This window comes from Methylobacterium sp. AC315 (assembly GCF_979253755.1).
The window spans coordinates 337,101-364,090 of the sequence record NZ_CEEDEA010000004.1; the positions used below are offsets into that span (position 1 = coordinate 337,101).

A 26,990-nucleotide genomic window follows, 5' to 3' on the forward strand; every position below is an offset into this window, starting at 1 on the left:
GCCGGCGACGGCTTCGTTTATGCGGACGCGTGGGGTCCGTCAATCGCGATTTGTGCCTTTTGCGCCTCAGCCGCGCGGCCAATCCCGGATGTCCACGAACCGGCCGGCGACCGCGGCCGCTGCCGCCATGGCCGGCGAGACCAAGTGCGTGCGTCCGCGATGGCCCTGACGGCCCTCGAAGTTGCGGTTCGAGGTCGAGGCGCAGCGCTCCAGCGGGTTGAGCCGGTCGGCGTTCATCCCGAGGCACATGGAGCAGCCCGGCTCGCGCCAATCGAAGCCCGCGGCCTTCAGCACCCGATCGATGCCTTCGGCCTCGGCCTGCGCCTTCACCAGCCCCGAGCCCGGGACCACCATGGCGGACACGCTCTCGTGCACCTTGCGGCCCTCGACCATCTGGGCGACGACCCGCAGGTCCTCGATCCGGCCGTTGGTGCAGGAGCCGATGAACACCCGGTCCAGGGTGATGTCGGTGATCGGCGTGCCCGGGGTCAGGCCCATATAGGCCAGCGCCTTCTCCTTGGACTGGCGCTTGTTCTCGTCCACGATCGCCGCCGGATCCGGCACGCGGCCGCGCACCGAGATCACGTCCTCCGGGCTGGTGCCCCAGCTGACGATCGGCGGCAGGCTCGCGGCGTCGAGGCGCACCTCGCGGTCGAAGAACGCGCCCTCGTCGGTGAGCAGGCTCTCCCAGTAGGCCCGGGCCTTGTCGAACGCCGCGCCCTTGGGGGCCTTCGGGCGATCCTTGACGTAGGCGTAAGTCGTGGCGTCCGGCGCCACCAGGCCGGCGCGGGCGCCGCCCTCGATCGACATGTTGCAGATGGTCATCCGCCCCTCCATCGAGAGGGCGCGGATCGCTTCGCCGGCATACTCGATCACGTGGCCGGTGCCGCCCGCCGTGCCGATCTCGCCGATGATCGCCAGGATGATGTCCTTGGCGCCCACGCCGGGCGGCAGCGCGCCGTCCACCGTGACGCGCATGTTCTTGGCCTTGTTCTGCACCAGCGTCTGCGTGGCGAGCACGTGCTCGACCTCCGAGGTGCCGATGCCGTGCGCCAGTGCCCCGAAGGCGCCGTGCGTCGAGGTGTGCGAATCCCCGCACACGATCGTCTGGCCGGGCAGCGTGAAGCCCTGCTCGGGCCCGATGATGTGGACGATGCCCTGGCGCACATCGAGGGCGTCGTAGAACTCGATGCCGAAGTCGCGCACGTTCTCAGCCAGCGCCTCGAGCTGGGTGCGGCTCTCGGGATCGTCGATGCCCTTCGACCGGTCGGTGGTCTGGACGTTGTGATCCACCACCGCCAGCGTCTTCTCGGGATGGCGCACCTTGCGGCCGGCCACGCGTAGACCCTCGAACGCCTGCGGGCTCGTGACTTCGTGAACGAGGTGCCGGTCGATGTAGAGGAGGCTGGTGCCGTCCGGCTGGACATCGACGACGTGGTCGTCCCAGATCTTGTCGTAGAGGGTGCGCGGGCTGGTCATCGGTTTTCGTCTTCGAATGGGATCGGTGCAGAGCTCTCGCGATAATGCGTCTTCCTTAGTAGGCATCGCGGGCGAATTTCGAAAGGGGCGAGTCCTCGTCTCGTCGTGTCCTGGTCCCGTCGTGTCCAGGTCCCGTCGTGTCTTCGCCCTGCCGCACGGCGCCGGCCGCCGGTTGTCACCGCCCGGGGCCGGGCATGGCTGGCGCCGGACCGGCGGCAGGCCCTATGCCGGATCCAAACCGCCGGTCGCAGCAGCGAGCGGCCAAACAGGGAGTGTGAGATGTCCGAAGCGCCGCCCGAGATCCTGCTGCTCAAGACGATGCATCCGCTGGTCGAGGCCGCCTTCGAGGAGCGCTTCACCGTGCACCGGCTCGCGGGCGTCGCGGATCCGAACGCCAAGCTGGCCGAGATCGGCCCGCGGATCCGGGGGCTCTGCGTCGGCGGCCAAGTCGATGCCGCCCTGATGGAGCGGCTGCCGAAGCTCGAACTGATCGCCAATTTCGGCGTCGGCTACGATGGCGTCGACGCGGTCGAGGCGCATCGGCGCGGCATCGTCGTCACCAACACGCCCGACGTGCTCACCGACGAGGTCGCCGACCTCGCCGTCGGCCTGGTGCTGGCGACCGTCCGGCGGCTGCCGCAGGCGGACCGCTACCTGCGGGCGGGCCACTGGCCGAAGGCGCCGTTCCCGCTCACCGCGTCCTTGCGCGGGAGGCGGGTCGGCATCCTGGGACTCGGCCGGATCGGGCAGGCGATCGCCCATCGCCTGGAGAGCTTCGGCGTCACGATCGACTATCACGGCCGCAGCCGGAAGGCGGGCATCGCCTACACCTATCACGACAGCCTGATCGCCATGGCGCGGGCGGTCCACATCCTGATCGTGGTCGCCCCCGGGGGCGACGACACCCGCAAGCTGGTGGATGCCGCCGTCCTGGAGGCACTGGGACCCGAGGGTATCCTGATCAACGTCGCCCGCGGCAGCCTCGTCGACGAGGCTGCGCTGATCGCCGCGCTTCAGGCGGGCACGATCCTGGGAGCCGGCCTCGACGTGTTCGAGAACGAGCCGCACGTGCCGGCGGAGCTGGCCGCCCTCGACAAGACCGTGCTGCTGCCGCATGTCGGCTCAGCCTCCGAGCATACCCGCACGGCGATGGCCCAACTCGTGGTCGACAACGTGTTGTCGTGGTTCGAGGGTCGGGGCCCGCTGACCCCCGTGACCGAGACACCCTGGAGCCCGCCCGCGTGAGACCCGTACAGGCTGCGCTGCTCGCCGCCCTGGCCCTGGCGCCGCGGCCGGCGACGGCGCAGGAGGACTTCGCCGCCCCCTCCACGGCCCCCGAGCCGAGCCTCCTGGACCCGGGGACGCTCGCCGCGCCCCCGACGGCGATACAAGCGGCCCCCCCTGCCCCGCCGAGCCTCCCCGAGCGGCTCAGCGAGGTGCCGGGGACCTGGGACCTGTCGCGCGACGGCACCAACCGCCGCTGCGTCATGACCCTGCGGAGCGAGAACGGCGAGGCCGGCCAGCGCATCAGCTTCCCGGCCGGGTGCCGGCGCGCCCTGCCGATCGTGAACGGCGTCGCCGGCTGGCTGTTCAGCGACCGGGGCGTGCGCCTGGTCGACCGGAACGTCCGCCCGATCCTCGAATTCGTCCGGCGGCCGGACCAGCGCAGCCTCGTCGCCAAGCCGGACGGTGGCGAGACCTACAGCCTGGTGCCCCTCGACATCGCGGCGATGCGCCCGCCCGCTCCCCCCGCCATCGCGGGGATCGAGGCGGCGCCCGCAACGAACGCTCCGCTGCAGACGGCGCCGTCGGTGCCCGCCGAACTGCAGCGCACCACGGCCGCGACCGCCACGGCGGCGCCGGGGCCCGCGCCGGGCACCTACGCCCTCGATCGATTCCAGGAGCGCGACACCTGCCGGATCACCCTCGACGGGGCCGGCGGCGGCGTCCACGTGGTCCCGGGCTGCCACGATGGCGGGCTCGAAGTGTTCGATCCCGTCCGCTGGCGCTACGCCAACGGCCGCATGACGCTCACCGCCAAGCGCGGCCACACCATCGACCTGGTGCCGAGCGGCGACGGCCGCTGGCGGCGCGAGCCCGAGGTCGGGACGACCTTCGTGCTGCGCCGGGTCGACTGATCCGAGCGCCGTTCCCGGTCGCGGTGCGATCGGGGACGGCGTTCAGTCCTGGATGTGACGCGCTCGCCGACGCCCTGCCGGTATCCACCCCGGCGGCGACCGCCTCAACGCAATCCGCGCCCGTCCTGGACCGGAAGCATCCGCTCCAGCAGGCCGTCCCGGCGGATCATGAGGTGCCAGGCCGTGCCGGCGACGTGCAGCAGCACCAGGGCGTAGACGAACCATTGCCCGACGAGGTGGATCGACTCGGCGATCTTCTGCGCGCCGTCGTCCTTGGTCAGGCCCGGGATGGTGAACAGCCAGAAATACGGCGTGGACCGTCCCGAGAGCGCGCTCAGCAGGTAGCCGCTGATCGGCATGATCAGGAAGATCGCGTAGAGCAGCCAATGGTTGACGCGACCGATCAGCGTCAGCAGCCGTGGCGCCTGGGGATCCGGCGGCGCCGGCCGGATCATGCGCCAGACGATCCGCAGGACCACGATCGCCAGGATCGTCAGCCCGACCGATTTGTGGAGAACGAACAGGCTGCCCTTGGCGGGGTCCGGCGGCAGGCTCACCGCCACCCAGGCCAGCGGCAGGACCGCCAGCGCCAGGGCCGCCGTGACCCAGTGCAGCGCCTGCGACACCGGATGGTGGCGCGGCAGGCCGGACGCCGTGACGTAGGTGGCGGGAAGCGGCGCGCCCGCCTTCCGGTCCGCCTTCTTGCCGGCCGAGATGGTTGAACCTGCCATGATCCCTCGCGGATGGGCTTCGTCAACCGCGGGCTGGAACGGACAGGCGCACTCAACCCACGCCGGGCCCGATCACGGTTTAGAACGATGCCAGGCTGACGGTGTAGAACCGCTCCCGGCCCGCTGCAAACCGGCGACGCTCCCGCGTCAGGCCGCCGCGCCGGCGTCGATCGCCCGGGCCACGTCCAAGAGCGCGGCCAGCTCCACCGCCGCCGCGGCGAGGCGGGCCGCCACGGTGGCGTCGGTGATCTGCCCGTCGGCCATGTCCTCGGGGCCGGCATAGACCGAGGTCGGTGCGACGTGGGCCGCGAAGAAGCCGAACAGCGGGCGCAGGCCGTGCTCGACCACCAGGGCGTGGCGCAGGCCGCCGCCCGTGGCGGTGAGCACCACCGGCATACCCGCCATCCGCGCCGGATCGACGAAGTCGAAGACGTGCTTGAACAGCCCGGCATAGCCGCCCTGGTAGACCGGCGTCCCGACGATCAGGGCGTCCGCGCCCTCGATCGCCGCGATCAGGTGCGCCGCCGGCAGGGGCAGGTCCTCGCGCAGCGACGCCCCGATGCCCGGGCCGGCATCGACCAGATCGTAGACGGTCAGCTCGATCCGGCGCAGCCGCCCGAGCTCGGCGCCGACCGCCGTCACGAGATCGCGGGTCCGCGACGGTCGTTTGGCACTCCCGGAGAAGGCGACGACACGGGGAAGGCTCGGCTTGACGCTCACGACTCGACGCTCACCTGGACATAATCTTTCAGACGCCGCGCGCCCGGAGGCGGGATACGCGCAAATCTCGAGCCCGCCGAGCGCCCGGCGACGCATCTTTCGGAGGCGCGCCCGCATCTCGCGGTCCGGCTGCACGGTAACGCATTCCGGCCTGGGATGAAGCCTCGATGCCGCGGCCGGATCGATTGGACGCGCGACGCGCGGGCCATCGTCTCACCCCTGCAGCCGCCAGACGTGGCTCTGCTTGATCTCGGCGTCTTCGAGGGCGCGGGAGACCGGCACCGCGTAGGTCGCCAGGCATTCCAGGCGCTCGCGCGGCAGGTAGGTCCGCCCCGGGTCGCCGATCAGCACCGTCACCCCGCCCGCCTGCAGGTCGATGAGCCAGGCCGTCACCGCCTGGGCGAGGTCGCGCTCGTAGAACACGTCGGCGGCCAGCACGAGGTCGGCCTCCGGCCGCGTCCCGAGGAGGTCGGCCGAGACCGGGGCGATCCGGCCGGCCACGCCGTTGGCGGCGGCATTGATGCCGATCGCCGCCACGGCGAACGGGTCGAGGTCGCTGGCGACGACGTGCCGCGCGCCCGCCCGGGCCGCGGCGATCGCCACCAGGCCGGAGCCGGAAGCGAAGTCCACGGCCCGGCGCCCGCGGGCCATTTCGGGATGGTCGAGGATGTAGCGGGCGAGCGCCTGCCCGCCCGCCCAGGCGAAGGCCCAGAACGGCGGCGGCAGCCCGATCGCCTGCAATTCGTCCTCGGTCTTCTGCCAGAGCTCGGTCGCCTCGTCGGCGACGTGGAGGCGGATCTCGGGCGCGTAGGGAACCGGCAGCAGCCGCGTGTTGGCCTGGATGAAGCCCTGCGGATCGTCCGGGGCGCGCATCGTCAGGCGTCCAGCAGGTCGCGCCAGACGGCGCAGACCTGATCGGTGACGGCGGCCTCGGTGAAGCCGCCCGCCTCGATCCGCGCCCGCGCCGCCGCGCCGAACGTCGCGACCTCGGCCGGATCGTTGCACAGCCGGACCAGGGCGTCGGCCAGGGCCGGGGCGTCGCCGGGGGGCACGAGCAGGCCCTCGATGCCGTCGCGCACGAGGCTCCGGCAGCCCGGGACATCCGTGGTAACGAGCGCCCGGCCGCAGGCGCCGGCTTCGAGCAGGGTCCGCGGAAGCCCCTCCCCGCCCCGGGACGGCAGGCACGCGACATGGTGTCCGGCCCAGACGGCGGCGACATCCTCGGTGGGGCCGTGCCAGGCGACGCCGTCGCGGCTCCACCCCCGCAACGTCGCCGCGTCGATCGAGCGGCGGTTCGACGGATCGGGCGCCCCGTACAGGGCGAGCTCCACGGCTGCGCCCCGGGACCTGGCCAGGCGGGTCGCCTCCACGGCCACGTCGACGCCCTTGGACCAGAGCATGCGCGCCACCAGGGCGACCTTCAGGGGCGGTACCGGCGGCATCGGCTGCGGTGCGAACGCGGCGAGGGCGACGCCGGCGCCGCCGACCACCGTCACGGACCGATCGGACGGGTCGAGGCCGAGCGCCAGCGCGTCGTCCGGATTCTCGAACAGGAAGCGCGTCCGCGCCGACGCCAGCGGACCCCGGATCAGCGCCTTCAGCCCGAGGCGCGCGACGCGCCCGATCCGGTCCGCGCGGGCGCCGACGAGGCCGAGCCCGGTCAGCGCGTAGACCCGCGCCGGGATGCCGGCCATGGCGGCCGCGGTGCCGCCCACCAGGATGCTGCGCAGGGCGATGCAGTGGACGATGTCGGCCTCGAGCGCCTTCAGGATCCCGGCGAGCTGCCCGGCCGCATAGCCGGCGGTCATCGGGTTGAGGCTTGCCCGCTCGGCCTCCAGCGGCACGACGCGGGCCCCCGTCGCCTCGATGGCGGCGCGGTGCGCCCGCACCCGGGTGACGACGGCGACCGACAGGCCCATGCCGATCGCGGCACGCGCCATCGGCAGGAAGTGGGAGGCGAAGAACCAATCCTCGGTGACCACGAAGACCAGACTTCGCTTGGGATTGGTGAGGGGGTCGCGGGCGGGTTCGAGGTCCATCAATCCTGTCTAGCGCATCGGGCCGGATACCGGAACCGGCACGATGCGCTAGCGCCTTGATCCGCATCGTCTTTTTCCGGAAGCCGGCGGCCCGCTTGCGGAACGAGGCTTTTCGCATGGCCCACGGCGCCGGCCTGCGGCGGATGCGCAGGCCCGGAACGGCCCACCTGCGCCGCCGGTTGACCGGGGCCTTCTCGCCGGGTGTCACCCCGGCGGCGTATCCGGGAGGGGCGGCCATGGCGGACACCGAGACTGACCAAAGCGGCGGAACCCTGCGCGCGGCGGCCGAGGAAGCCGGCCTCGTCTACGTCGATGACGGCCTGCCGGGCCTCACCCGCAAGCGCAGCGGCACCGGTTTCCGCTACCTGGATGCGAAGGGCGCGCCGGTGCGCGACAAGCGGATCCTCGCCCGCATCCGTGCCTTGGCGATCCCCCCGGCCTACACCGATGTCTGGATCTGCCCGCGCAGCAACGGCCACATCCAGGCCACCGGCCGGGATGCCAAGGGGCGCAAGCAATACCGCTACCACGCCGACTTCCGGCAGGCCCGCGAGGAGAACAAGTTCTCGCGGATCATGGCCTTCGCGGACGCCCTGCCGGGCATCCGCCAGCGGGTCGATGCCGACATGAAGCGTCAGGGCCTGTGCCGCGAGAAGGTTCTGGCCACGGTGGTCCACCTGCTCGAGACCACGCTGATCCGCGTCGGCAACGACGATTACGCCCGCACCAACAAGAGCTACGGCCTGACGACCTTGCGCGATCCGCATGTCCGGATCGCGGGGGCCGAGCTGTCGTTCCGGTTCAAGGGCAAGAGCGGCAAGACCTGGGACGTGTCGCTGAAGGACCGGCGCGTCGCCCGGATCGTGAAGGCCTGCCAGGACCTGCCCGGGCAGGAGCTGTTCCAGTACATCGACGGCGAGGGCGTGCAGCGCGACGTGACCTCGTCGGACGTGAACGCGTATCTGCGCGAGGTCACGGGCGAGGATTTCACCGCCAAGGATTTCCGGACCTGGGCCGGGACGGTCTTGGCGGCGCTGGCCTTGCGCGAGTTCGAGAGCTTCGACAGCGAGGCGGGGGCCAAGCGCAACGTCCGCGCGGCGATCGAGAGCGTCGCCGGGCGCCTGGGCAACACGCCGACGATCTGCCGGAAGTGCTACATCCACCCCCAGGTCCTCGATTGCTACCTCGAAGGCGACCTCCTGATTCAGGTGCAGGACGCGGTCGAGACCGAGCTGAGCGGAGACCTCGGCAAGCTCCGCTCCGAGGAGGCCGCGGTGCTCGGCCTGCTGCAGGCACGGCTCGCCGCCTCGCGGGACGCCGCCGAGGCGGGCAAGCCGGTCAAGCCCGGCGCGACTCCGGCCCGCAAACGGAGCAAGACGGCAGCCCGGGCCAAGGCGGCAGCCCTGGTCAAAAAAACCGCCGGGCGGTCCCGCACCGCGGCGCAAGCCGTTGCCACGTAAGACGTTTTTCGTGGTGGACGGCGCGGTGGCGCCATGAGGCCTGTGTCCGACCGATTCACGCGGTGGCGACACGCGTTGGCCGACTTCGCTGCCCCCGGTGTCTGACGCGCGCTCCTATCCCGGACGCCCGGAACGTTGATCCGGAACCCGCAAGAGTAAGGGCCGCGCGGCGGCACGATCAAGACCAAGGCGGACGCTTCGCATCGTCTCGTGCTGGTCCCGGATCGCATTCCGGTCGCGCTGCAGGCGCGCGGGCAAGGACGTAGGGGGGCAGCCCCCGCATTGGGCTGCCCGGGATCCCGGTCAATGCCGGGACTGGTTGCCGCCGGACCCGCCGCGACGGTTCGGGTCGCTGTCGACCACCGGGGCCAGACCCAGCTGGCGCGCCAGCGAGACCAAGTCCTTGAGCCGTCCGGTCTGCGTCTTCCGGCGCAGGTTGAGCCGGTGCGTCTCCACGGTCCGCACGCTGAGCGCGAGGCGGCGGGCGACCTCCTTGTTGCTGAAGCCCGAGCTGAGGAAGCGCAGCACCTCCGCCTCGCGCGGCGTGAGCCCGAGGCTGTCGCCCTGCTCCGCCGGCATCGCGGCCTGCTGCTCCGGGGGAACGAGACACTCCGATCCCTCGGCCAGGGCGAGCAGGGCGGCGCCCAGCTCCCGCGGTGACTTCGACCGGGCCACGAAGGCGTCGGCACCCGCCGCCAGCAGCGCCCGGAGGTCGTCGGCGGTGAGTGCCCCGAAAGCTACGAGGGTGCGCAGGTTCGGCTGCCGCTCCTTCAAGCCGACGAGACGCGCGATCCCATCCGCCAGCCGGATCTCGTCGAGGAAGATCAGCGCGACCGCGGATCCGGCATCGGCCCGGTCCAAGTCTTCTTCGCCGATCGTGTGAAACTCCGGCATATGCTCCAGAGTGGCGCGCACAGTCGCGCTCAGGTCCTGCGGTTCATCCAGGATCAGGACGCCAACGGCCGTACTCATGACCTCGCACCTTTCGTCTCCCGGCGATACAAAGGGGCCGGGATCGGATGCGTAGTTCCAAGATCCATTCCACGAGTTTGGGGCGAATATTAAGCTTTATATTCGCGGAATCGGGCGATTCCTGTCTTCGTGCTCCAAATTGGTGTGCCAATATGGGTTGCCGTCTTTAACCATGCCGCGGCGATGCGTCCCAGGCTGGGGCGGCTCGGCCGTCTCAGCTTGCGACGGCCAAGGTGGCCTCGCCCTGGTACGGCACGACGCGGTTACGCCCGCCGCTCTTGGCCGCGTAGAGCGCGAGGTCGGCCCGCTTGAGCAGGGCGTTGACGTCGTCGCCTTCGACCCAGGTGCTCACGCCGAAGCTGCAGGTGAAGCCGATTGCATGCCGGCTGCCGCGGATACGCAGAGCCTGAACGGCTTCCCGCAGACGCTCGGCCCGGGCGGTCGCCTCCTCAAGGCTCAACCCCGGGAGGGCGATGCCGAATTCCTCGCCGCCCAGGCGGCCGCCGATGCCGGCCCCGGCGATGAGCTCGGCCATGGCCTTGATGGCGACGTCGCCGACATCGTGGCCGTGCTCGTCGTTGATCCGCTTGAAATGGTCGATGTCGGCCAGGATCGCCGAGATCCGGGCCGGGCGCCCGCTCTGCTCGGCGGCGAGGCGCGCCCGGTCGAAGAAGGCGCGCCGGTTGAAGACCCCGGTGAGCGGATCGGTCTCGGCGAGGCGGATCAGCTCCTCCTGCATGGTGATCATGCGCTCGGCCGCGCGCAAGCGTGCGTTCAGCTCCTCGGCGCTCGGCGGTTTCTCGATGAAGTCGTCGGCGCCGCTGTCGAGGGCCTCGGCCAGGCTGCGAACGTTGCGGGCGGACGACATGGTGATGACGTGCAGCGGCCTGCGCTCCTCGGCGAGCAGCCGCGCGGACCAGCAGAGTTCGAGGCCGCAGAGCGGCCGGACCTCGACGCTGGTGATCAGGACGCGGACCGACGGGGTGGCGGCGAGGTGTCGCAGCGCCTGTTCGGAATCCGTGAACGCGTGGACCTCGTGGCCGCGTGGCTCGATCAGGGATGCGATGATCTGGAGGACGACGCGGCTCGAATCGACGACGACGATCTGCATGGCATGACCCGGACCCGATCTCGGGTGTCTACCAGAGCAAGACTTAATTTCGACCGAACAGAGAGTGCGAATTCCAGCATGAGCGCCGTCATAACCACCCCTGACTTGCGCTATATCGTGGTCCGCGGTCGCCTGTGGCGGCGCGCCGACCCGCACCTGCCGGAGGCGCGTCGCGCAGCGCTGGTGGCCGGGCTGATGGATGCGCGCCGGGCGGTGAAGGCGGCCAAGCGCGCCGAGCGCGAGGGCGAGCCCGATGCCGCCACCGCGACGGCCGCGGCCCGGGCCGCGGTCGACGAAGCCAAGACCGGGCTGGGCGAGCGCGGCCCCGTCTGGTGGCACGACGACGCCCCCGACCTGAACCGGCACCTGGTCCGGAATACGCCCTACGCCGACTGGTTCGCGGCGCTCAGCGCCGGGGAACCTGAACCGAGATGATCTGCGCGCCGGAAGCGCGGCGGGCCGCCGGCTGGGCAGCGTTGATGACCGTGAGGGTCGGCGGAAGGGCCGGCGCGGCCGCGATGCCGGTGACGGTCGGGACTCCGTAGGTCCCGTAGCTCCACGGCGCCGGCACGATCTGGCTCGGCCGCGGCACCCGGGTCAGGGGCGCGCCGATATAGGTGCCGCGCACGAACGGGCCTGCAAAGCCGTCCTGGCCCGACCCGTAGGCGTAGACGCCCTGCGCGGAGGCGGGTGCGGCCACGAGGGCGGCGAGGAGCGTGAGGGCTGTCCGGGTGATCATGCGGGCGGCTCCAGGACGCGGCGCTTCAGGAACGATCGTGGGGAACCGACACGATCACTGCCCGTTCCGGGCCGCAGCCCCGGCAGAATGCGTAACGCGGCGGCGCGATGTCAGCGGCAGGTGGTGATCCGGCGGACCACCCAGCCCTCGCCCTCGATCCAGAGACGCCGCCGGGCACGGCTGCAGGTCGCGTCGTCCTCGCGCTCGACGGCGGAGATGGGATGGACCTGCTGCGGGCTGGCCTCGGCGACCTTGGTCTCGGTGCCGGCCGGGGCGGCCTCGGCCTGCGTCACGGCGGACAGGAGCAGGACGGCGCTGGCCGCACCGAAAGCCATCGATCGGCGATGCATGCGGATATTCATGGTGGAGCAGCGCCCTGCGGCCGAGTTTAAGGATTCGTCAGTGAAATGCGCGGCGCACCATTTCGGTTTCATCGAGGCCGCGCCTTCCCGGCCGGCGGCGGGCGTGACCGTGTGCTGCGGCACGGCGCCGGCCCGGCGCCGAGACGGCTCGGACGCTTAGACTTCGCAGCGCGCGCGTATTAGGAGGAACGGCCCGGACGCGACGGCTCCCGCGGACCCCTGAACCAGCGGGCGAGCCGGTCCACGAGCGAAGGTCCATGAGCAAGCCCAAGCCCCCGACCAACGTGCTCCTGACGCCGGAGAAGCGCGCCGAGGACGTGGATCAGACGATCCGGCCGCTGAGCCTGTCCGAATTCATCGGGCAGAAGGCCGCACGCGCCAACATGCAGATCTTCATCGAGGCGGCCAAGATGACCGGCCAGGCCCTCGATCACGTGCTGTTCGTCGGGCCGCCCGGGCTCGGCAAGACCACGCTGGCCCAGATCGTCGCCCGCGAACTCGGGGTGAACTTCCGCTCGACCTCGGGCCCGGTCATCGCGAAGGCCGGCGACCTCGCGGCGCAGCTGACCAACCTCGAGGAGCGCGACGTGCTCTTCATCGACGAGATCCACCGGCTCAACCCGGCCGTGGAGGAGATCCTCTACCCGGCCATGGAGGATTACCAGCTCGACCTGATCATCGGCGAGGGGCCGGCGGCGCGCTCGGTGAAGATCGAGCTGCCGAAGTTCACGCTCGTCGGCGCCACCACCCGGGCGGGCCTGCTGACGACGCCCCTGCGCGACCGGTTCGGCATCCCGATCCGGCTCGAGTTCTACGAGATCGACGAACTTGAGAAGATCGTCGCCCGCGGCGCCCGGGTGCTCGGGCTCGGCATGTCGCCGGAAGGTGCCAACGAGATCGCCCGGCGGGCCCGGGGCACGCCGCGCATCGCCGGCCGGCTGCTGCGGCGGGTGCGCGACTTCGCGATCGTGGCCGAGGCCGAGACGGTGACGCGCGCCATCGCCGACCGGGCGCTGAAGCTGCTCGACGTCGATTCGGTCGGCCTCGACGTGATGGACCGCAAGTACCTGACGTTGATCGCCACCTCGTTCGGCGGCGGCCCGGTGGGGATCGAGACGATCGGGGCCGCCCTGTCCGAGCCGCGCGACGCGATCGAGGACATCATCGAGCCCTATCTGATCCAACGCGGCTTCGTGCAGCGCACGCCCCGGGGCCGAGTGCTCACCAAGCACGCGTTCCGGCACATGGGCTTTGCCGAGCCGCGACGTCAGCAGGACGGCCTGTTCGACGACGGCGACGCCGCCTGAGCCGGATCTCCGTACCGTCCATGCGGTCGGGACGGGGCTGGTTCACGCCTCGTTCATAGGTTGCCATCTGCACCCGCAACGGCGATCGGCGCGGACTTGTGCGCCGCACTAAGGCCAAGCGCCTCAACCGGCGGGTGTTTCTCCGCGGGCCAGCGGACACTATTGCCAAGCTTTTGCGTAATCCCGCTCCCGTCGGTTCACGCAAACGCGATCTTGGCGGCGGAACAGCTGCAAAACGCGGCAGTTGAGATGGCGACCGCGCCAGTCTGCGTGGCGCTGGCAGGATTGCGGGACTGTGGCTCTTGCCACGGTATCCCGGCCGATCCTTGAGCCATCAATAAGAACACCAGGGACTTCCTTCCTCCATGAAGACACTCACGCTCGCCGTCCTCGGCCTCTCCGCCGCCGCGCTCTCGACCCCGGCGCTCGCGCAGGACGCGCTCCCGATCCGGATTCTGCCTTTCGCCAACCAGCAGGGCGTCGGCGCCGCCGCGACCGAGACCCCGGCCTTCCGCGCCGAGGCGCTGCGTTCGGATGCGACCAGCATCGAGGCGAGCCGCATCGCCCTCGAGCGTTCGCGCAACCCGCGCGTTCGGAACTACGCCCATCGCGTTCTGGTCGAGCGTAAGGCCACCACCGACGCCCTCCTGCCGGCGAACACCTCGCTGTCGCGCAACGGCACGGTCGTCTCGGACAACCAGGGCATCAAGACGGACCTGAGCAATCCGGTCGGCTTCGTGCTGGCGCCCGTGACCATCGCGGCGAACCTCGGGACCAGCATCGTCGGCGGCGCGCTCGGCGCAGTCGGCATCGTCGACAACAGCCCGACTGAGCCCGGCCGTCGCGTCGCCCTCGGCGAGCGCGGTCAGGCCCGCCTGTCGCAGCTCCAGTCGGCCCGAAGCGGCCGCTCGTTCGACCGCGCCTACATCGACCAGCAGGCCCGTTCGGACGCCCAGACGCTGGCGCTCTACGACGCCTACGCCAAGTCGGGCGACAGCGCCCAGGGCCGCCGCTTCGCCAGCGAGGCGCTGCCCTACATCGCCGACGAGCACGCCCACTCAGCGAGCTTGGCCGCCCGCATCGGCGGCTGATCGTTCAGTCCAGACCCGATCACGCGAGGGCCGCCCCAGGGTGGCCCTCGTCGTGTCGGACGGGTACCGGTTTTATCCCACACACCCGGCGAGGCGTGACGGCTGCTTCCCCCGCTGCCGCATCGTGCCGTAGACGATGTTCGATGAGCGCACAGACCTCCGCCACCGGCGCGCCGACGGACGACGCCCCCCATCGCCTGGGCGTGCGCGTCTACTACGAGGACACCGACTTCTCGGGCTTCGTCTACCATGCCAGCTACCTGCGCTTCCTGGAGCGTGGCCGGACCGAGCTGCTCCGGGATCTGGCGGGCGATCAGTCCGATCTGCATCGAGAGGCCAGCGGCCTCGTCTTCGTGGTCCGGCGCATGGCGCTCGACTTCATCCGCCCCGCCCGCATGGACGACCAGCTCACCATCGTGACCCGGACCCGGCAGCTGCGCGGCGCCTCGATGCAGCTCGCCCAGGAGGTCCGGCGCGGCGACGATCTGCTGGTCGCCGCCGACGTCCTTGTCGCCTGCGTGCGCGACGGACGCGCCATCCGGCTGCCGGAGGCCCTGCGCCGGCTCCTGGCCCCTCCCGGAGCCGCCTGACGCGTCCGGTCAGGCGACCCGCGTCGGGTCGGCGTCGCGCAGGAGTTTGGCGAAGGCGTTGACGATGGTCATCGCGTCGTACTCGACCGAGACCAGCTGGAAGCCCATCGCAACCATCTCCCGGGCCCGCACGGGCGACGGCGAGAACGCGCAGGGCAGCTTGCCGGCAGCCCGGGTCTTGCGCACGATCTCGCCGAGGGCGGCCGTGACCGCAGCGCCGGACGGGTCGATCGCCGTTCCCTTGGACAGGGCGATCGACAGGTCGGCGGGGCCGACCAGGATGCCGTCGATGCCCGGCAGGGCCAGGATCTGCTCCAGCGCGTCGATCGCTTCCGCGGTCTCGCACATGGCGATGGTCAGCGCCCAGGCGTTGGCGCCGGCGAGGTATTCGGAGGCGTCGCTCAGGCCCGACATCCACATGGCGCGGTCGGGCCCCCAGCTCCGCTGCCCGACCGGCGGATACTTGGTGGCGGCCGCTAGCGCCTGTGCGTCCGCCACGCTGTTGATCATCGGCGCGACGATGCCCGCGGCGCCGGCATCCAGCATCCGCGACGCCATGGCAAAGTCGCCGACCGGGATCCGCACCAGGCTCGGCTTGCCGGCGAGCGCCACCTCGGTGATCGCCGCGCAGCACGACTGATAGCCGTGCGCCCCGTGCTGCTGGTCGAGCAGCACGGCGTCGAAGCCGGCGCGCGCCAGGGCTCCGGCGATGGTCGGGTCGGCGATGCAGGACCAGCCGAGAAATCGGGCCGGCCCCGCGGGCAGCAGGCCGTGGAGGCTCGGAACGGGCAGGGTCATGACACGTCCTGGACTGAGGCTCGCGGCGACGGGTTCGCCGTAGGGGTGAGGATAACGGGCCTGGTTTCGCGAGGTCCAGTCTCGGGCGGGCGCGTCGCGACCCATACTGCGGCCGATGTCCTGGAATGCCCTAGGATCGCCCCGATCGAAACCGATCCTTAACCTTGTCGCGCCCTTAACGAAGTCGGTGCGATGCCGCCCGATTACGGGGTGAAGACGGCCCTTACTTTCGACAGATTCGCGGACGATAGCATTGATATCGCTCACGGATCCGGCGGACGTGGGCCTCGCCCGGCGCATCGCGATCCGGAGCAGGAGATCTCGACGGATGAACCCAGCCGACGCGATGCAGGCCGCGCCTGTCGCCGACATGACGCTGCTCGGACTGTTCCTGCAGGCCCACTTCGTCGTGAAGATCGTGATGGTCGGGCTGCTCAGCGCCTCGGTCTGGTGCTGGTCGATCATCGTCGACAAGACGCTGCTGTTCCGCCGCACCAAAGCCGAGATGGACGCGTTCGAGGACGCGTTCTGGTCCGGCCGCTCCCTGGAGGAGCTGTTCCGCTCGTTCAACGACCGTCCGGCCACCGGGCTGGCGGCGGTGTTCGTGGCCGCCATGCGCGAGTGGAAGCGCTCGTTCGAGGGCTCGGGCCGTCAGGTCCAGTCCCTGTCGCAGCGCATCGAGAAGCAACTCGACGTCACCATCCAGCGTGAGGTCGAGCGGCTCGAATCGCGCCTGCTGTTCCTCGCCTCGATCGGCTCGGCCGGCCCGTATATCGGCCTGTTCGGCACCGTTTGGGGCATCATGACTGCGTTCACCTCGATCGCGGCCTCGAAGAACACCTCGCTGGCCGTCGTCGCCCCCGGCATCGCCGAGGCGCTGTTCGCCACCGCGATCGGCCTGTTCGCCGCGATCCCGGCGGTGCTCGCCTACAACAAGCTGCAGGCCGAGGTCTCGAAGTCGCAATCGCGGCTGGAGGGTTTCGCCGACGAGTTCTCCGCGATCCTCTCCCGCCAGATCGACGAGCGCCTGTCGCTCGCCGCCTGACCGGGCTGATCCAGGAGATTGATCCATGAGCATGGCGGCGGGTGCATCCCACGGCGGCAAGCGGCGGCGGCGCAGGGGCCGGCGCGGCGGGCCGATCAACGAGATCAACATGACGCCGTTCATCGACGTCGTGCTGGTGCTGCTGATCATCTTCATGGTCGCGGCGCCGATGATGACGGTGGGCGTTCCCCTCGATCTGCCGCAGTCGAAAGCCTCGCCGCTCAATTCCGACGTGAAGCCGGTGACGATCTCGATCCGGCAGACCGGCCAGGTCTTCCTGGGTGAGGACGAGCTGACCGACGACACGATCATCCCGAAGCTCCTCGAGACGTCGAAGTCCGGCACCGAGGAGCGTGTGTTCGTTCGCGGCGACAAGCGGGTCGATTACGGCCGCGTCGCCCAGGTGATGGCGATCGTGACCGGCGGCGGCTTCAAGAAGGTCGCCCTCGTGACCGAGCCAGAGCATCAGTAGGGTCCGGACCGTGGAGTTCCACTTCGACCGCAAGGAACCGGGTGTCTGGATCTCTGCCGGCACCCACGTGGCGCTGCTGGCCTTCGCGCTGTTCAGCGTGGCGGCTCCGGCCCTGCCGGAGGCCCAGGAGGGCGTCCCCGTCGAGGTGATCACCGAGAACCAGTTCTCCGAGATCACCAAGGGCGAGCGCCAGGCCGACAAGCCGATGCCGAATGCCCAGCCGCGGGCCGATCGCCAGGCCGAGAAGGTCGAGGATCGCGAGCCCGAGAACGCCAAGACCGACGCGCCGACCGCGCCCACCCGCACCGCCGACATGAAGCTCGCCAACGCGGAGGAGATGCCCCTGCGCGCCGAGCCGGATCCGCAGGAGGTGGCGAAAGCCGCCAAGGCTGCCGAGGAGAAGCGCGAGGCGGAGAAGTCTGCCGCCAAGGCCGCCGAGAAGGCGGCTGAGAAAGCTGCGGCCGACAAGGCTGCGGCGGCCGAGAAGGCTGCGGCGGCCAAGGCCGAGGCGAAGGCGGCCGCCAAGGCCGAAGCCGAGAAGCGCGAGCAACTCGACAAGCTGATCGAGCGGCAGGAGGCTGAAGCCGCGGCTGCGGCCGCGAAGGCCGCCGCCGCGAAGGCGGAGGCCAAGGCCAAGGCGGATGCTGCCAAGGCCGAGGCCGCCCGGGAAGCCGCCCGGAAGGCTGCCGAGGCCAAGGCCGAGGCGGAAGCCGAGCGCCAGAAGGAGGTGGCCGAGGCCAAGGCCGCGCACGAGAAGGCGGAAGCCGCCGCCAAGGCCGAGGCCGCCGCCAAGGCGAAATCCAAGGCGATGGCGGACGCCAAGGCCAAGGCCGACGGCGAGGCCAAGGCGCGCAAGCAGGCCGAGCTCGCCGACAAGTTCAACGCCGGCGACATCCGCTCCGTGCTGGCCTCGAAGGCGCCGTCGCAATCCACCGGGGCCACCGGCCACACGGTGCAGAAGGTCGCGGCTCTGGGCGCCGCGACCGGCACGGCGCAGCGCCTGTCGCCGTCCCTGCGCGACGCCCTGGTCGGGCTGCTGCAGCAGCAGATCGAGCGCTGCTACTCCGCGCCTCCGGGCGCCGCCCAGGGGGTGGTTCTGCCGGTGCTCGACATCCGGCTGAACCCGAACGGCTCGCTGAGCACCGAACCGCGGATCATGCGGGGCGGCTCCAGCGGGGTGGACCAGTCGATCGCGCAAGCCGCGCTCCGGGCGGTGCGCCGCTGCGCGCCGTATAACATTCCGGCCACCTACGCGCCGTACTACAACGACTGGAAGGCCATCAACGCGGAGTTCGAGTTCACGGCGACCTGAGATCGCCCTCCGCGTCGCCTGCCGTCACCCGCCTCCCCGTCTGATCGCCACTTCGTCTGATCGCCACTTCGGGTCCGACCCATGCACAGCACTTCCTCCGCCGGGCGCCTTCTGGCGCCCTCAGCCGCGCACCTGATCGCGCCCATCGTCGCGTTGCTGGCGCTGCTGTCGGTCGCCGTCGGCTTCGCGGCCCCGGCCCAGGCGCAGCTGCAGCTGCGCATCGGCGGCGGCAACTTCCAGCCCTTGCCGATCGCCATCGCGGATTTCGGCGGCGACCCGAGCCTCGGCGGCCTCGTCTCCGGCGTGGTAACCAACAACCTGCGCCGCTCCGGCTACTTCACGCCCCTCGACCACGCCCGCTTCCCCGAACAGCCGAACTTCGACGCCGCGCCGAACTTCGAGAAATGGCGCGCCACCGGCATCCAGGGCCTGGTCACGGGGCGCGTGTCCCGGGACGCCGCGGGCAAGCTGAAGGTCGAGTTCCGCCTCTGGGACGTGAGCTCGGGCCAGCAGATGACCGGTCAGCAATACGGCACCGACACCGCCAACGCCCGGCGCACCGGCCACCTGATCTCGGACGCGGTCTACACGAAGATCACCGGCCTCGGCCCCTGGTTCGACAGCCGTATCGCCTTCGTGGACGAGAGCGGCCCCAAGGAGAACCGGCGCAAGCGCCTGATGGTGATGGACCAGGACGGCGCCAACGTCCGGGCGATCACCAGCGGCGAGATGTCGATCGTCGCGCCGCGCTACTCGCCGGCCACGCAGGACATCGCCTTCATGGCGCAGGCCACCGGGCATCAGCCGCGGGTGCAGGTGATCAACCTCGAGACCGGCGCCCGCCAAGCCCTCGGCAACGTCGATTCGATGAGCGCGAGCCCGCGCTTCTCGCCCGACGGCCGCAAGCTCGTCATGAGCGTGCAGCAGGGCGGCAACGCCGACATCGTGACCATGGACATCGCCTCGAAGGCCCAGCGCTCGATCACCAACGGCATGGCCATCGACACCTCGCCGACCTACGCCCCGGACGGCGCGCAGATCGCCTTCGAATCGGATCGCGGCGGCTCGCAGCAGGTCTACGTGATGGGCGCGGACGGCTCGAACCCGCACCGCATCACCTTCGGGGCGGGCTCAGCCTCCCAGCCGGCCTGGTCGCCCCGCGGCGACCTGATCGCCTACACCCGCCAGCGCAACGGCGGGTTCGCCATCTGCGTCTCGAAGCCCGACGGCACCGGCGAGCGCGTCCTCACCGAGGGCTATCACAACGAGGGGCCGACCTTCGCGCCGAACGGCCAGTACGTGCTGTTCTTCCGCGACCCGGGCGGCCAGGGCGGCGGCAAGCTGTTCATGGTCGACATCACCGGCAAGGTGGAGCAGTCGGTCCCGACGCCCTCCTACGCGTCCGACCCGACCTGGTCGCCGCTGCTGGCGGGACGCTGAGTCGTTTGGCATTATGGAGCCCGGCTACCAGTCGGGCTCCGACCGTTTAGCGTCGGCATCTTCGGGCGCCGGTGGCTTGCCGATCGTATCGGCCAGATCGCGCAGGGCGCGCGGTAGGGCTCTGAGCGCAGGGTCGTCGAACGGCAATCGGGGCAGCCGCGTCCGAATCAGGGATGCGACGAGACCCGCCTGTGCGGCATCGCGCGAACGTTTCAGCGGATCGCGGTCGCCCCTGGTCGAGAGCCATGCCTTGTGGAGCGCGAAGGCGCGCGGGTCGATGACCCACATCTGCACCGGATAGCCCCTGGCATCGATCGCCGTGACGGCGGTCTTCGGGCTGTTGACCGACCATGCAAGCCCCTCGATCTCGACCGCCTGCAATTCATCCGAGGCCGATCCGATGCGATTGAGAACCGGAGGCCGTATCGGATCCTTCCCGGCCGGCATGATCAGATCGACCAAGTAACCGTCGCGGTTGACGGCGCGGAAGCCGGGAACCCCGACGACGGTGAACGAGCGATCGACCTTTCGCAGTTCGGCCAGCAACCCGCCTGCCGCCGTCTCCGGCGCAACGAGGCGCAGGCTTTTTCGGGCATCGTACAGCAGATCGATGGCGCCCGTCGCGAGCTGCGGGCCTGCAATCTGAACGCCTCCGAGACGTTCATAGGCGTATAGGGCGTTGGAACCGACGACCCCGAAGACGGGACCGTAGAGCCGCGTCTCAGTCAGGCGGCGCAGGACACGGGCCGCGATGATGGGCATTCTCCCGATGCGGAGCGCGCGATTGACCGGGGCCATCGCGTCCATGCGGGCAGCGAGGTTTGCGATTCGATCCTGCAGATCCGCGCGGCCGTCATGGAAGCCGCGGTGGATCTCCTCCGTGTCGGACGAGCGGGCACCGAGAGATTTCCAGACGCCCTGTCGCTTCCGATACAGGTACGTATGCGAGCCCACCGTCTTCCAAGCTATCGAACCCGCATAGCGGTGATCGAGCTCGGTGCGGGCCGCGACGTAGGCGCCGAAGACCTGCTCCGTGTCGATCGTCTGTCGGGCTTGATCGCCATTCAAGTCGGTGAACAGCATGGCTCGATTCCGAGCCCTTTTCGACGAGCTTGGTTTGATAGCACACGTCGCGTCCGGCGCAAGGTATTGAAAGGGAATGCATTATCCCTTTCTGATTGTGATACTGACCTCGAAGGGATAATGGCCGGCCGCTACCCCCGCACCAGCAACCGGTCCCGCGCCCGCAAGGCCGGGAAGAACCGGCCCCAGAGCAGCGCGACCGCGATCGTCGCGGCGCCGCCCGCCACCACCGCCGGGACCGCCCCGATCGCGGCCGCCAGTACGCCGGATTCGAACTCGCCGAGTTCGTTCGAGGCGCCGATGAACACCGTGTTTACCGCCGAGACCCGGCCCCGCATGGCATCCGGGGTCTCGCCCTGCACGAAGGTCTGGCGGACATAGACCGAGATCATGTCGGCGGCGCCGGTGACGAACAGGCAGGCCATCGACAGGGGCAGCGAGGTCGAGAGGCCGAACACGACGGTGGCCGCACCGAACAGCGCGCAGGCCCGCAGCATCCGCACGCCGGCATGGCGGCGCAGCGGGCGGTAGGCCAGCAGGACCGCCATGGCGACCGCCCCGAAGGCCGGCATGCTGCGGAGCGCGCCGAGCCCCAGCGGGCCGACATGCAGCACCTCGCCGGCATAGATCGGCAGGAGCGCGGTGGCGCCGCCCAGCAGGACGGTGAACAGGTCGAGGCTGATCGCACCCAGCACCACCGGCTGCGAGCGGATGTAGCCGATGCCGGCCGAGAGGGCCGCCCAGGTGATCGGCGGCCGCTCGGTCACGGCAGCAGGCCGGAACCGGATCAGCCCCGTCAGGACGCTCGCCAGCGCGAAGCTCGCCGCCGCGCCGCCGAACACGACCGACGGCCCGAGCGCGTAGAGCAGGCCGCCGAGCGCCGGGCCCATCACCGACGCGCTCTGCCAGAGCGAGGCGTTCCACGCGATGGCCGATCCGAATTGCGGCCCCGGCACCAGGGTCGGCAGCAGCGCCTGCAGGGCCGGGTTGGCGAAGGCCCGCGCGGTGCCGACGACGATCACCAGGGCGTAGATCGGCCAGATCGCCTGGAAGCCGGCCAGCGCGTAGGCGAGCAGGCCGAAGCTCGCGAAGCTCTGGAGCCCGAAGGCCGCAGCGCCGACCAGGCGGCGGTCATAGGCGTCGGCCACGTGGCCGGTGATCAGGGCGCAGATCACCGCGGGCAGGAAACCCGCCAGCCCGACGAGGCCCAGCGCCAGCGCGGAATGGGTCAGGTCGTAGACGAACCAGCCGATCGCCACCGCCTGCATCTGATACGCGAGGCCCGTAAGGAAGCGGGCCGAGCCGAACAGCCGGAAGTCCCCGATCCCGAAGACGGCCCAGCCGGAACGATCTTTTTCGGACATGCGCCCTGCTGAGCCCGGCGGGGGGATTAATCAAGCCCGGCGGAGGGCCTGCTCCGGCAAACGGAGCGTCCTGTTCGCCGCCCTGGTCGGGGCGCGTTCGACGGCCCCCCCGGCCGACCGAGGGCTCGAATCGACGGAGATCCCGATCCCGAGATCCTGAGGTACCGCGTCAGTGGCTGCGCAGGAGCCCTCCGGGGAGCGCCCGCCGGTTGGAGGCCCCCGTCGCGGTTTCCGCTTCGCTGCGTCCCGTCCGGACGAGGTGGGAGATCGGGAAGGACCGGTGAAACAGCGCTTCAGTGGACCGCCAGGCCCGGCTTGCGCGCGGCGATCACGGTCGGGGTCGTGGCGGGTCGTCGTTCGGGATGCTCGCGCTGCAGCCCGTCAAAAGGGAAGAGCGGGAAGATGCAGGTCACCTGGGTGCCGGCCCCGGGTGCGGTCTCGAGGAGGACCCGCCCGCCATGGAGTTCGACGAAGGACCGCACGATCGACAGGCCGAGCCCGACCCCGCGATGGCGGGTGCCCAGGGTGTGGCTCTCGAAGCGGTTGAAGACCGAATCGGCGATCTCCGGCGGCATGCCGCGGCCGTGGTCGCGCACGCTCAGGATCAGCTCCTGGGCCTCCCGGCGGGCGCGGACCTCGACCCGCTGCCCGGCGTCCGAGAAGCCGACGGCGTTGGACAGCAGGTTGAACAGGATCTGGCGGATGCGCTTCCCGTCCGCGTGGACGCTGCCGATATCCTCGGGCACGTCGAGGGCCAGGGTGATGTGGGATTCGGCCAACCGGTCCTCGATGCCGCGCAGGGCGGCCTCGATCGTGGTCTGGACGTCGACCTCCTCCCGCTGAAGCTCCAGCGAGCCGGCATCGATCGAGGCGAGGTCGAGGATGTCGTTGATGATGACCAAGAGCGCCGCCGACGAGCGCATGATGTGGTCGGAATATTCGCGCTGACGGTCGTTGAGCGCCCCGACCGTCTCGTCGCCCAGCAGCTGCGTGAAGCCGATGATGTTGGTGAGCGGCGAGCGTAGCTCGTAGGAGACGTGGTGCACGAAGGTGTCGCGCAGCTGCGCGGCCTTCTCGAGCGCGTCGTTCTTCTCGGTCAGCGCCCGCTCGACGTTCACGCTCGCGGTGACGTCGATCAGGGTCAGCAGGGTCGCGCCCTCGGGCAGCGGCTGCGCGGCGCAGTCGAGAACCGTGCCGTCCACCACCTCCAGGCGGCAGGACTGGGCGGTGCGTGATTCGAGGCCGACCACCGCGTCGCGGATGTCGAGCCACGGCTCCTCGGCCGGCGCCAGCGACCGGCAGGCGGCGATGACGGCATCGACATGCGGCCGCTCCTCGACGGTCGCCGGATCGAGGCGCCAGACGGTGCAGAACGCCCGGTTGGCGAGCGTCATGCGCCCGTCGGCGCCGAACACCGCCACCGGCTCGGCCAGGGTGTCGAGGGTCTCGGCCTGGAGGCGGCGCAGGGCGATGTAGCGCGTCTCGGCGTTCAGGCTGTCGGAGACGTCGTCGAACAGGTAGGTCAGGCCGCCCTGCGGGTTGGGGTCGGCCACGACGCGGAGCGTTCGTCCGTCGGGCAGGTACCACCAGCTCTGGTTGGCCTCGGCGGCCCGGTAGGCGGCGAGCACCCCGTGCTTCCAGCCGCGGAAATCGGCCTGCTCCTCCAGCTTCCGCTCAGCCCGGAGATGGTCGAGGATCTCGCCGTCGGAGGGGCGGCTGTCGAGGAAGGCCTGGTCGAGGTCCCAGAGCTGGCGGTAGGCGGCGTTGTGGAAGATCAGCCGCTGCGAGACGTCGAACATCGCCACCGCGGTCGGCAACTGGTCCAGGGTGCGGACGTTCGCATTCATCTGGCGCTGCAGGTCGGCGCGGACGCTCTCCAGCTCAGAGACGTCGATGGCGATCCCGACCCGGCCGCTGTCCAGGGTGGTCTCGAACACATCCAGCATGCGCCGGCTGCCGGCCACCACGGCCGAGAGCCGCGGGACGGTCCGGGTCAGGCCGGCGGCGCGCGCCGCCTCGTCGCGGATGATCGCCTCGCGGGCCGGACGGTCGAACAGCTCGACGCCGCCGTCGAGAGCGGCCTCGCGGGTCTCGGCCTCGACGGCCGCCGCGTAGGCGGCGTTGACCCAGCTCAGGCCGCCGTCCCGATTGCGCCGCCAGACGGGCTGCGGGATCGCGTCGAGGAGCCCGGCCAGCGCCGACAGGCCGCGGCGGGTCTCGTCCAGGGTCGCGCGCAGGTCGGCGATCTCGCAGCGCTCCTGGCTTGTCTCGCGCAGGCGCAGCAGCGCGCGGCCGGCCACCGCCTGCCCGTGGGCGTCGATGCTGCGCCCGGTCTGGGTGCGCAGGCTCAGGGAGAAGCTCGTGCCCCGCGCCCGCAGGGTCTCCACCGCAGCCTCGACCGCGGCGGCGTCGGAGGCGACCAGCCAGGTGCCGAAGGCGAGGACACGGCGGGCATAGCCCGAGGTCGGCCGCTCGCCGTAGATCGCGAGGCTGATATCGCCCTCGACCACCGGCTCGCTGCGCCGGTCCCAGGTGACGATGACCTGGCGCTCGGCGTTGAGCAGCGTCTCGGCGCGATCGTGGGCGCCGCGGAGCACGTCGAGGGCGCCGGCCAGCTCCCGCTCCCGGCGGGTCCAGCGTGCGCGCTCGTAGAGGTGGAGCAGCGAGAGAATCACCGCGAAGGCGACGAGGCCGCCGAAGATCGCCAGGGCGGCGACGCCGTGCATCTCACGCGGCGCGTGCGTGGTCGCGGTCTCGGGCAGTTCGGCGAGCGCAGCGCTCGCCGCCGTCAATGTGAGCGCACCCACGCAGATTCGAACGTGCGCGGCACGACCGACACCCATGATAGCCCTGCCCCCACCCCTGGCGATCCGACATGCGCGTGCAACCGCGCGGCGCGAAACGCACCGTCCCCGCGACGATTCTCTCGAACCCTCGCGGACCCACCGATCTAAGATTCGGCTGCACCTTACCGTGCGGCGGAATCCAGCCGGAAGGGGAACGAAGCGTGGCTATACGCCGGGGGCTCACAATCATCCGTTAACGACACTCAGAAGACACAGTGCGTTGGCGCTCAAACGGGTTGACAAACGAAAGGGCCCGACGCAGCGCGCCGGGCCCTATTTTGCTTGGTGATGGAGGCGTCGAACGCCGTCCCGGCCCTTATAGATCCGGTTAGGAATTCAACCTCCGGTTTGGCTCGCGCGCCGAACCGGAGGCGCCGCCGGCCGGAGCCGGCTCAGTAGCGGTAATGCTCGGACTTGAACGGGCCGGCCTCAGAGACGCCGATATAGGCGGCCTGGTCGGGGCGCAGCTTGGAGAGCTTCACGCCGATCTTCTCGAGGTGCAGGGCCGCAACCTTCTCGTCGAGGGTCTTGGGCAGGGTGTAGACCTGCTTCTGGTACTTGGACGTGTTGGTCCAGAGTTCGATCTGCGCCAGCGTCTGGTTGGTGAACGAGGCCGACATCACGAAGGACGGGTGACCCGTGGCGTTGCCGAGGTTCACCAAGCGGCCCTCCGACAGGAGGATGATGCGGTGGCCGTCCGCGAAGGTGATCTCGTCCACCTGCGGCTTGATGTTGGACCACTTGAGGTTCTTCAGGCCGGCGACCTGAATCTCGTTGTCGAAGTGGCCGATGTTGCAGACGATCGCCCGGTCCTTCATCGACCGCATGTGATCGAGGGTGATGATGTCCTTGTTGCCGGTGGCGGTGACGAAGATGTCGGCGCGCGGGGCGGCGTCCTCCATCGTCACGACCTCGTAGCCCTCCATGGCGGCCTGGAGCGCGCAGATCGGATCGATCTCCGACACGAGCACGCGGCAGCCGGCATTGCGCAGCGAGGCGGCCGAACCCTTGCCGACATCGCCGAAGCCGGCGACCATGGCGACCTTGCCGGCCATCATCACGTCGGTGCCGCGGCGGATGCCGTCGACCAGCGACTCCTTGCAGCCGTAGAGGTTGTCGAACTTCGACTTGGTGACCGAGTCGTTCACGTTGATCGCCGGGAAGAGCAGCTTGCCCTCCTTGGCCAGCACGTACAGGCGGTGCACGCCCGTGGTGGTCTCCTCGGAGACGCCCTTGATGCTGTCGGCGAGGCCGGCGAACCAGCCCTTCGGCTTCTCGGCCAGCTTCTTCTTGAGCAGCGCGAAGAAGACCTCCTCCTCCTCGCTCTCCGGCTTGTCGAGGAAGGCGGTGTCGCCGCGCTCGGCGCGCAGGCCGAGATGGACGAACATGGTGGCGTCGCCGCCATCGTCGAGGATCATGTTCGGCATGCCGCCGTCATGCCAGTCGAACAGGCGCGAGGTGTAGTCCCAATACTCCTCCAGGGTCTCGCCCTTCACGGCGAAGACCGGGATGCCGGCGGCCGCGATGGCGGCGGCGGCGTGGTCCTGGGTCGAGTAGATGTTGCAGGAGACCCAGCGGATGTCGGCGCCGAGCGCCTTCAGGGTCTCGATCAGCACGGCGGTCTGGATCGTCATGTGCAGCGAGCCGGCGATCTTGGCGCCCTTCAGGGGCTGCGCAGCGCCGTACTCCTCGCGGACCGCCATCAGGCCCGGCATCTCCGTCTCGGCGATCGAGATCTCCTTGCGGCCGTAATCGGCCAGCCCGATGTCCTTGACGATATAATCCTTGGCCATGAGTCGGCGGCTCCGTGTGTTCGCGTTGCGGTTCGGGGCCAGCCCCTACCACTTCGAACGTTACGAAGCAATCAAGACATAAACATGTCTTTATGCGT

Annotated in this window: 25 protein-coding genes; 11 read left to right on the forward strand and 14 right to left on the reverse strand. The window is 70.3% G+C overall.

The features are described from left to right. Nucleotides 1–66: 66 nt before the first annotated feature. On the reverse strand, nt 67–1,479 hold the full coding sequence (leuC, locus tag AC0IY0_RS09360) for a 3-isopropylmalate dehydratase large subunit (protein WP_147905802.1): 1,413 nt from the start codon (nt 1,477–1,479) through the stop codon (nt 67–69). Between the two features lie 279 nt (nt 1,480–1,758). Between leuC and AC0IY0_RS09365 the strand changes: the two genes are divergently transcribed. Next, the gene (locus tag AC0IY0_RS09365; protein ID WP_147905801.1) at nt 1,759–2,724 is read left to right on the forward strand and encodes a 2-hydroxyacid dehydrogenase; all 966 of its coding nucleotides are present in this window, start codon (nt 1,759–1,761) and stop codon (nt 2,722–2,724) included. After that, entirely contained in the window at nt 2,721–3,617 is an 897-nt protein-coding gene (locus AC0IY0_RS09370) for an AprI/Inh family metalloprotease inhibitor (protein ID WP_147905800.1), read from the forward strand. Before AC0IY0_RS09365 ends, AC0IY0_RS09370 begins: the two co-directional genes overlap by 4 nt. A gap of 104 nt (nt 3,618–3,721) precedes the next feature. Here the strand turns inward: AC0IY0_RS09370 and AC0IY0_RS09375 are convergent, their stop codons facing one another. The 4 genes from AC0IY0_RS09375 to AC0IY0_RS09390 all read right to left on the reverse strand — a co-directional run bounded on the left by AC0IY0_RS09375 (nt 3,722) and on the right by AC0IY0_RS09390 (nt 7,107). Continuing rightward, a complete protein-coding gene (locus AC0IY0_RS09375; protein ID WP_147938119.1) occupies nt 3,722–4,348 on the reverse strand; it encodes a cytochrome b in 627 nt (208 codons plus the stop codon). A 147-nt stretch (nt 4,349–4,495) separates the two neighbouring features. Continuing rightward, nucleotides 4,496–5,068, reverse strand: a complete 573-nt coding sequence (locus tag AC0IY0_RS09380) for an NAD(P)H-dependent oxidoreductase (protein WP_147905798.1) — start codon at nt 5,066–5,068, stop codon at nt 4,496–4,498. A gap of 213 nt (nt 5,069–5,281) precedes the next feature. Continuing rightward, a complete protein-coding gene (locus AC0IY0_RS09385; RefSeq protein WP_147938118.1) occupies nt 5,282–5,941 on the reverse strand; it encodes a class I SAM-dependent methyltransferase in 660 nt (219 codons plus the stop codon). 2 nt (nt 5,942–5,943) lie between these two features. Beyond that, nucleotides 5,944–7,107 carry a glycosyltransferase family 4 protein gene (locus AC0IY0_RS09390; RefSeq protein WP_471763667.1) on the reverse strand — a complete coding sequence of 388 codons (1,164 nt, stop codon included), beginning with the start codon at nt 7,105–7,107 and terminating at the stop codon, nt 5,944–5,946. 236 nt (nt 7,108–7,343) lie between these two features. On the opposite strand from AC0IY0_RS09390, the gene AC0IY0_RS09395 reads away from it, so the two are divergent. Beyond that, on the forward strand, nt 7,344–8,567 hold the full coding sequence (locus tag AC0IY0_RS09395; protein WP_471763726.1) for a DNA topoisomerase IB: 1,224 nt from the start codon (nt 7,344–7,346) through the stop codon (nt 8,565–8,567). A 303-nt stretch (nt 8,568–8,870) separates the two neighbouring features. On the opposite strand, the gene AC0IY0_RS09400 is transcribed toward AC0IY0_RS09395, so the two are convergent. Next, a complete protein-coding gene (locus AC0IY0_RS09400) occupies nt 8,871–9,539 on the reverse strand; it encodes a LuxR C-terminal-related transcriptional regulator (RefSeq protein ID WP_147905795.1) in 669 nt (222 codons plus the stop codon). Nucleotides 9,540–9,753: 214 nt separating this feature from the next. After that, entirely contained in the window at nt 9,754–10,650 is an 897-nt protein-coding gene (locus AC0IY0_RS09405; RefSeq protein ID WP_147938116.1) for a GGDEF domain-containing protein, read from the reverse strand. 78 nt (nt 10,651–10,728) lie between these two features. Between AC0IY0_RS09405 and AC0IY0_RS09410 the strand changes: the two genes are divergently transcribed. Further along, nucleotides 10,729–11,085: a hypothetical protein gene (locus AC0IY0_RS09410; RefSeq protein ID WP_471763668.1), complete on the forward strand. Its 357-nt coding sequence runs from the start codon at nt 10,729–10,731 to the stop codon at nt 11,083–11,085. Here AC0IY0_RS09410 and AC0IY0_RS09415 read toward each other — a convergent pair. Further along, nucleotides 11,057–11,389 (reverse strand): hypothetical protein, encoded by a 333-nt coding sequence (locus AC0IY0_RS09415; RefSeq protein ID WP_147905792.1) that lies wholly within the window; start codon nt 11,387–11,389, stop codon nt 11,057–11,059. The two genes, AC0IY0_RS09410 and AC0IY0_RS09415, sit on opposite strands and share 29 nt — an antisense overlap. A gap of 110 nt (nt 11,390–11,499) precedes the next feature. Continuing rightward, nucleotides 11,500–11,739: a hypothetical protein gene (locus tag AC0IY0_RS09420; protein WP_471763669.1), complete on the reverse strand. Its 240-nt coding sequence runs from the start codon at nt 11,737–11,739 to the stop codon at nt 11,500–11,502. Between the two features lie 269 nt (nt 11,740–12,008). Between AC0IY0_RS09420 and ruvB the strand changes: the two genes are divergently transcribed. The 3 genes from ruvB to ybgC all read left to right on the forward strand — a co-directional run bounded on the left by ruvB (nt 12,009) and on the right by ybgC (nt 14,739). Further along, nucleotides 12,009–13,058, forward strand: a complete 1,050-nt coding sequence (gene ruvB, locus AC0IY0_RS09425; RefSeq protein WP_147854170.1) for a Holliday junction branch migration DNA helicase RuvB — start codon at nt 12,009–12,011, stop codon at nt 13,056–13,058. A 365-nt stretch (nt 13,059–13,423) separates the two neighbouring features. Then, nucleotides 13,424–14,149 carry a DUF4142 domain-containing protein gene (locus AC0IY0_RS09430; protein ID WP_147905790.1) on the forward strand — a complete coding sequence of 242 codons (726 nt, stop codon included), beginning with the start codon at nt 13,424–13,426 and terminating at the stop codon, nt 14,147–14,149. Between the two features lie 143 nt (nt 14,150–14,292). Continuing rightward, nucleotides 14,293–14,739, forward strand: a complete 447-nt coding sequence (gene ybgC / locus AC0IY0_RS09435) for a tol-pal system-associated acyl-CoA thioesterase (protein WP_147938113.1) — start codon at nt 14,293–14,295, stop codon at nt 14,737–14,739. A gap of 9 nt (nt 14,740–14,748) precedes the next feature. On the opposite strand, the gene AC0IY0_RS09440 is transcribed toward ybgC, so the two are convergent. Continuing rightward, complete coding sequence (locus tag AC0IY0_RS09440; RefSeq protein WP_471763670.1) at nt 14,749–15,537, reverse strand: HpcH/HpaI aldolase family protein; 789 nt, start codon at nt 15,535–15,537, stop codon at nt 14,749–14,751. Between the two features lie 328 nt (nt 15,538–15,865). Between AC0IY0_RS09440 and tolQ the strand changes: the two genes are divergently transcribed. The 4 genes from tolQ (at nt 15,866) to tolB (ending at nt 19,806) form a co-directional block, all read left to right on the forward strand. Next, nucleotides 15,866–16,582, forward strand: coding sequence for a protein TolQ (tolQ, locus tag AC0IY0_RS09445; RefSeq protein ID WP_147905787.1), 717 nt, complete (start codon nt 15,866–15,868; stop codon nt 16,580–16,582). 25 nt (nt 16,583–16,607) lie between these two features. Continuing rightward, nucleotides 16,608–17,054: an ExbD/TolR family protein gene (locus AC0IY0_RS09450; RefSeq protein WP_147905786.1), complete on the forward strand. Its 447-nt coding sequence runs from the start codon at nt 16,608–16,610 to the stop codon at nt 17,052–17,054. A 10-nt stretch (nt 17,055–17,064) separates the two neighbouring features. Next, a complete protein-coding gene (tolA, locus tag AC0IY0_RS09455) occupies nt 17,065–18,366 on the forward strand; it encodes a cell envelope integrity protein TolA (RefSeq protein WP_147905785.1) in 1,302 nt (433 codons plus the stop codon). Between the two features lie 81 nt (nt 18,367–18,447). Then, entirely contained in the window at nt 18,448–19,806 is a 1,359-nt protein-coding gene (gene tolB / locus AC0IY0_RS09460) for a Tol-Pal system beta propeller repeat protein TolB (protein WP_246692246.1), read from the forward strand. Nucleotides 19,807–19,830: 24 nt separating this feature from the next. Here tolB and AC0IY0_RS09465 read toward each other — a convergent pair whose 3' ends face one another. From AC0IY0_RS09465 to ahcY, 4 genes are all read right to left on the reverse strand, one after another. After that, nucleotides 19,831–20,889, reverse strand: a complete 1,059-nt coding sequence (locus tag AC0IY0_RS09465; RefSeq protein ID WP_471763671.1) for a GSU2403 family nucleotidyltransferase fold protein — start codon at nt 20,887–20,889, stop codon at nt 19,831–19,833. A 131-nt stretch (nt 20,890–21,020) separates the two neighbouring features. Next, nucleotides 21,021–22,253 carry an MFS transporter gene (locus AC0IY0_RS09470; protein WP_147905783.1) on the reverse strand — a complete coding sequence of 411 codons (1,233 nt, stop codon included), beginning with the start codon at nt 22,251–22,253 and terminating at the stop codon, nt 21,021–21,023. 293 nt (nt 22,254–22,546) lie between these two features. Further along, complete coding sequence (locus AC0IY0_RS09475) at nt 22,547–25,096, reverse strand: sensor histidine kinase (protein WP_471763672.1); 2,550 nt, start codon at nt 25,094–25,096, stop codon at nt 22,547–22,549. A gap of 395 nt (nt 25,097–25,491) precedes the next feature. Beyond that, a complete protein-coding gene (gene ahcY, locus AC0IY0_RS09480; protein ID WP_147905781.1) occupies nt 25,492–26,892 on the reverse strand; it encodes an adenosylhomocysteinase in 1,401 nt (466 codons plus the stop codon). Nucleotides 26,893–26,990: the final 98 nt, after the last annotated feature.

Coding starts and splice junctions, on each gene's coding strand:
- leuC (WP_147905802.1), bottom strand. CDS start 1,479: ATGACCAGCCCGCGCACCCTCTACGACAAGATCTGGGACGACCACGTC.
- AC0IY0_RS09365 (WP_147905801.1), top strand. CDS start 1,759: ATGTCCGAAGCGCCGCCCGAGATCCTGCTGCTCAAGACGATGCATCCG.
- AC0IY0_RS09375 (WP_147938119.1), bottom strand. CDS start 4,348: ATGGCAGGTTCAACCATCTCGGCCGGCAAGAAGGCGGACCGGAAGGCG.
- AC0IY0_RS09385 (WP_147938118.1), bottom strand. CDS start 5,941: ATGCGCGCCCCGGACGATCCGCAGGGCTTCATCCAGGCCAACACGCGG.
- AC0IY0_RS09390 (WP_471763667.1), bottom strand. CDS start 7,107: ATGGACCTCGAACCCGCCCGCGACCCCCTCACCAATCCCAAGCGAAGT.
- AC0IY0_RS09395 (WP_471763726.1), top strand. CDS start 7,344: ATGGCGGACACCGAGACTGACCAAAGCGGCGGAACCCTGCGCGCGGCG.
- AC0IY0_RS09400 (WP_147905795.1), bottom strand. CDS start 9,539: ATGAGTACGGCCGTTGGCGTCCTGATCCTGGATGAACCGCAGGACCTG.
- AC0IY0_RS09405 (WP_147938116.1), bottom strand. CDS start 10,650: ATGCAGATCGTCGTCGTCGATTCGAGCCGCGTCGTCCTCCAGATCATC.
- AC0IY0_RS09410 (WP_471763668.1), top strand. CDS start 10,729: ATGAGCGCCGTCATAACCACCCCTGACTTGCGCTATATCGTGGTCCGC.
- AC0IY0_RS09415 (WP_147905792.1), bottom strand. CDS start 11,389: ATGATCACCCGGACAGCCCTCACGCTCCTCGCCGCCCTCGTGGCCGCA.
- AC0IY0_RS09420 (WP_471763669.1), bottom strand. CDS start 11,739: ATGCATCGCCGATCGATGGCTTTCGGTGCGGCCAGCGCCGTCCTGCTC.
- ruvB (WP_147854170.1), top strand. CDS start 12,009: ATGAGCAAGCCCAAGCCCCCGACCAACGTGCTCCTGACGCCGGAGAAG.
- AC0IY0_RS09430 (WP_147905790.1), top strand. CDS start 13,424: ATGAAGACACTCACGCTCGCCGTCCTCGGCCTCTCCGCCGCCGCGCTC.
- ybgC (WP_147938113.1), top strand. CDS start 14,293: ATGAGCGCACAGACCTCCGCCACCGGCGCGCCGACGGACGACGCCCCC.
- AC0IY0_RS09440 (WP_471763670.1), bottom strand. CDS start 15,537: ATGACCCTGCCCGTTCCGAGCCTCCACGGCCTGCTGCCCGCGGGGCCG.
- tolQ (WP_147905787.1), top strand. CDS start 15,866: ATGAACCCAGCCGACGCGATGCAGGCCGCGCCTGTCGCCGACATGACG.
- AC0IY0_RS09450 (WP_147905786.1), top strand. CDS start 16,608: ATGAGCATGGCGGCGGGTGCATCCCACGGCGGCAAGCGGCGGCGGCGC.
- tolB (WP_246692246.1), top strand. CDS start 18,448: ATGCACAGCACTTCCTCCGCCGGGCGCCTTCTGGCGCCCTCAGCCGCG.
- AC0IY0_RS09465 (WP_471763671.1), bottom strand. CDS start 20,889: ATGCTGTTCACCGACTTGAATGGCGATCAAGCCCGACAGACGATCGAC.
- AC0IY0_RS09470 (WP_147905783.1), bottom strand. CDS start 22,253: ATGTCCGAAAAAGATCGTTCCGGCTGGGCCGTCTTCGGGATCGGGGAC.
- AC0IY0_RS09475 (WP_471763672.1), bottom strand. CDS start 25,096: ATGGGTGTCGGTCGTGCCGCGCACGTTCGAATCTGCGTGGGTGCGCTC.
- ahcY (WP_147905781.1), bottom strand. CDS start 26,892: ATGGCCAAGGATTATATCGTCAAGGACATCGGGCTGGCCGATTACGGC.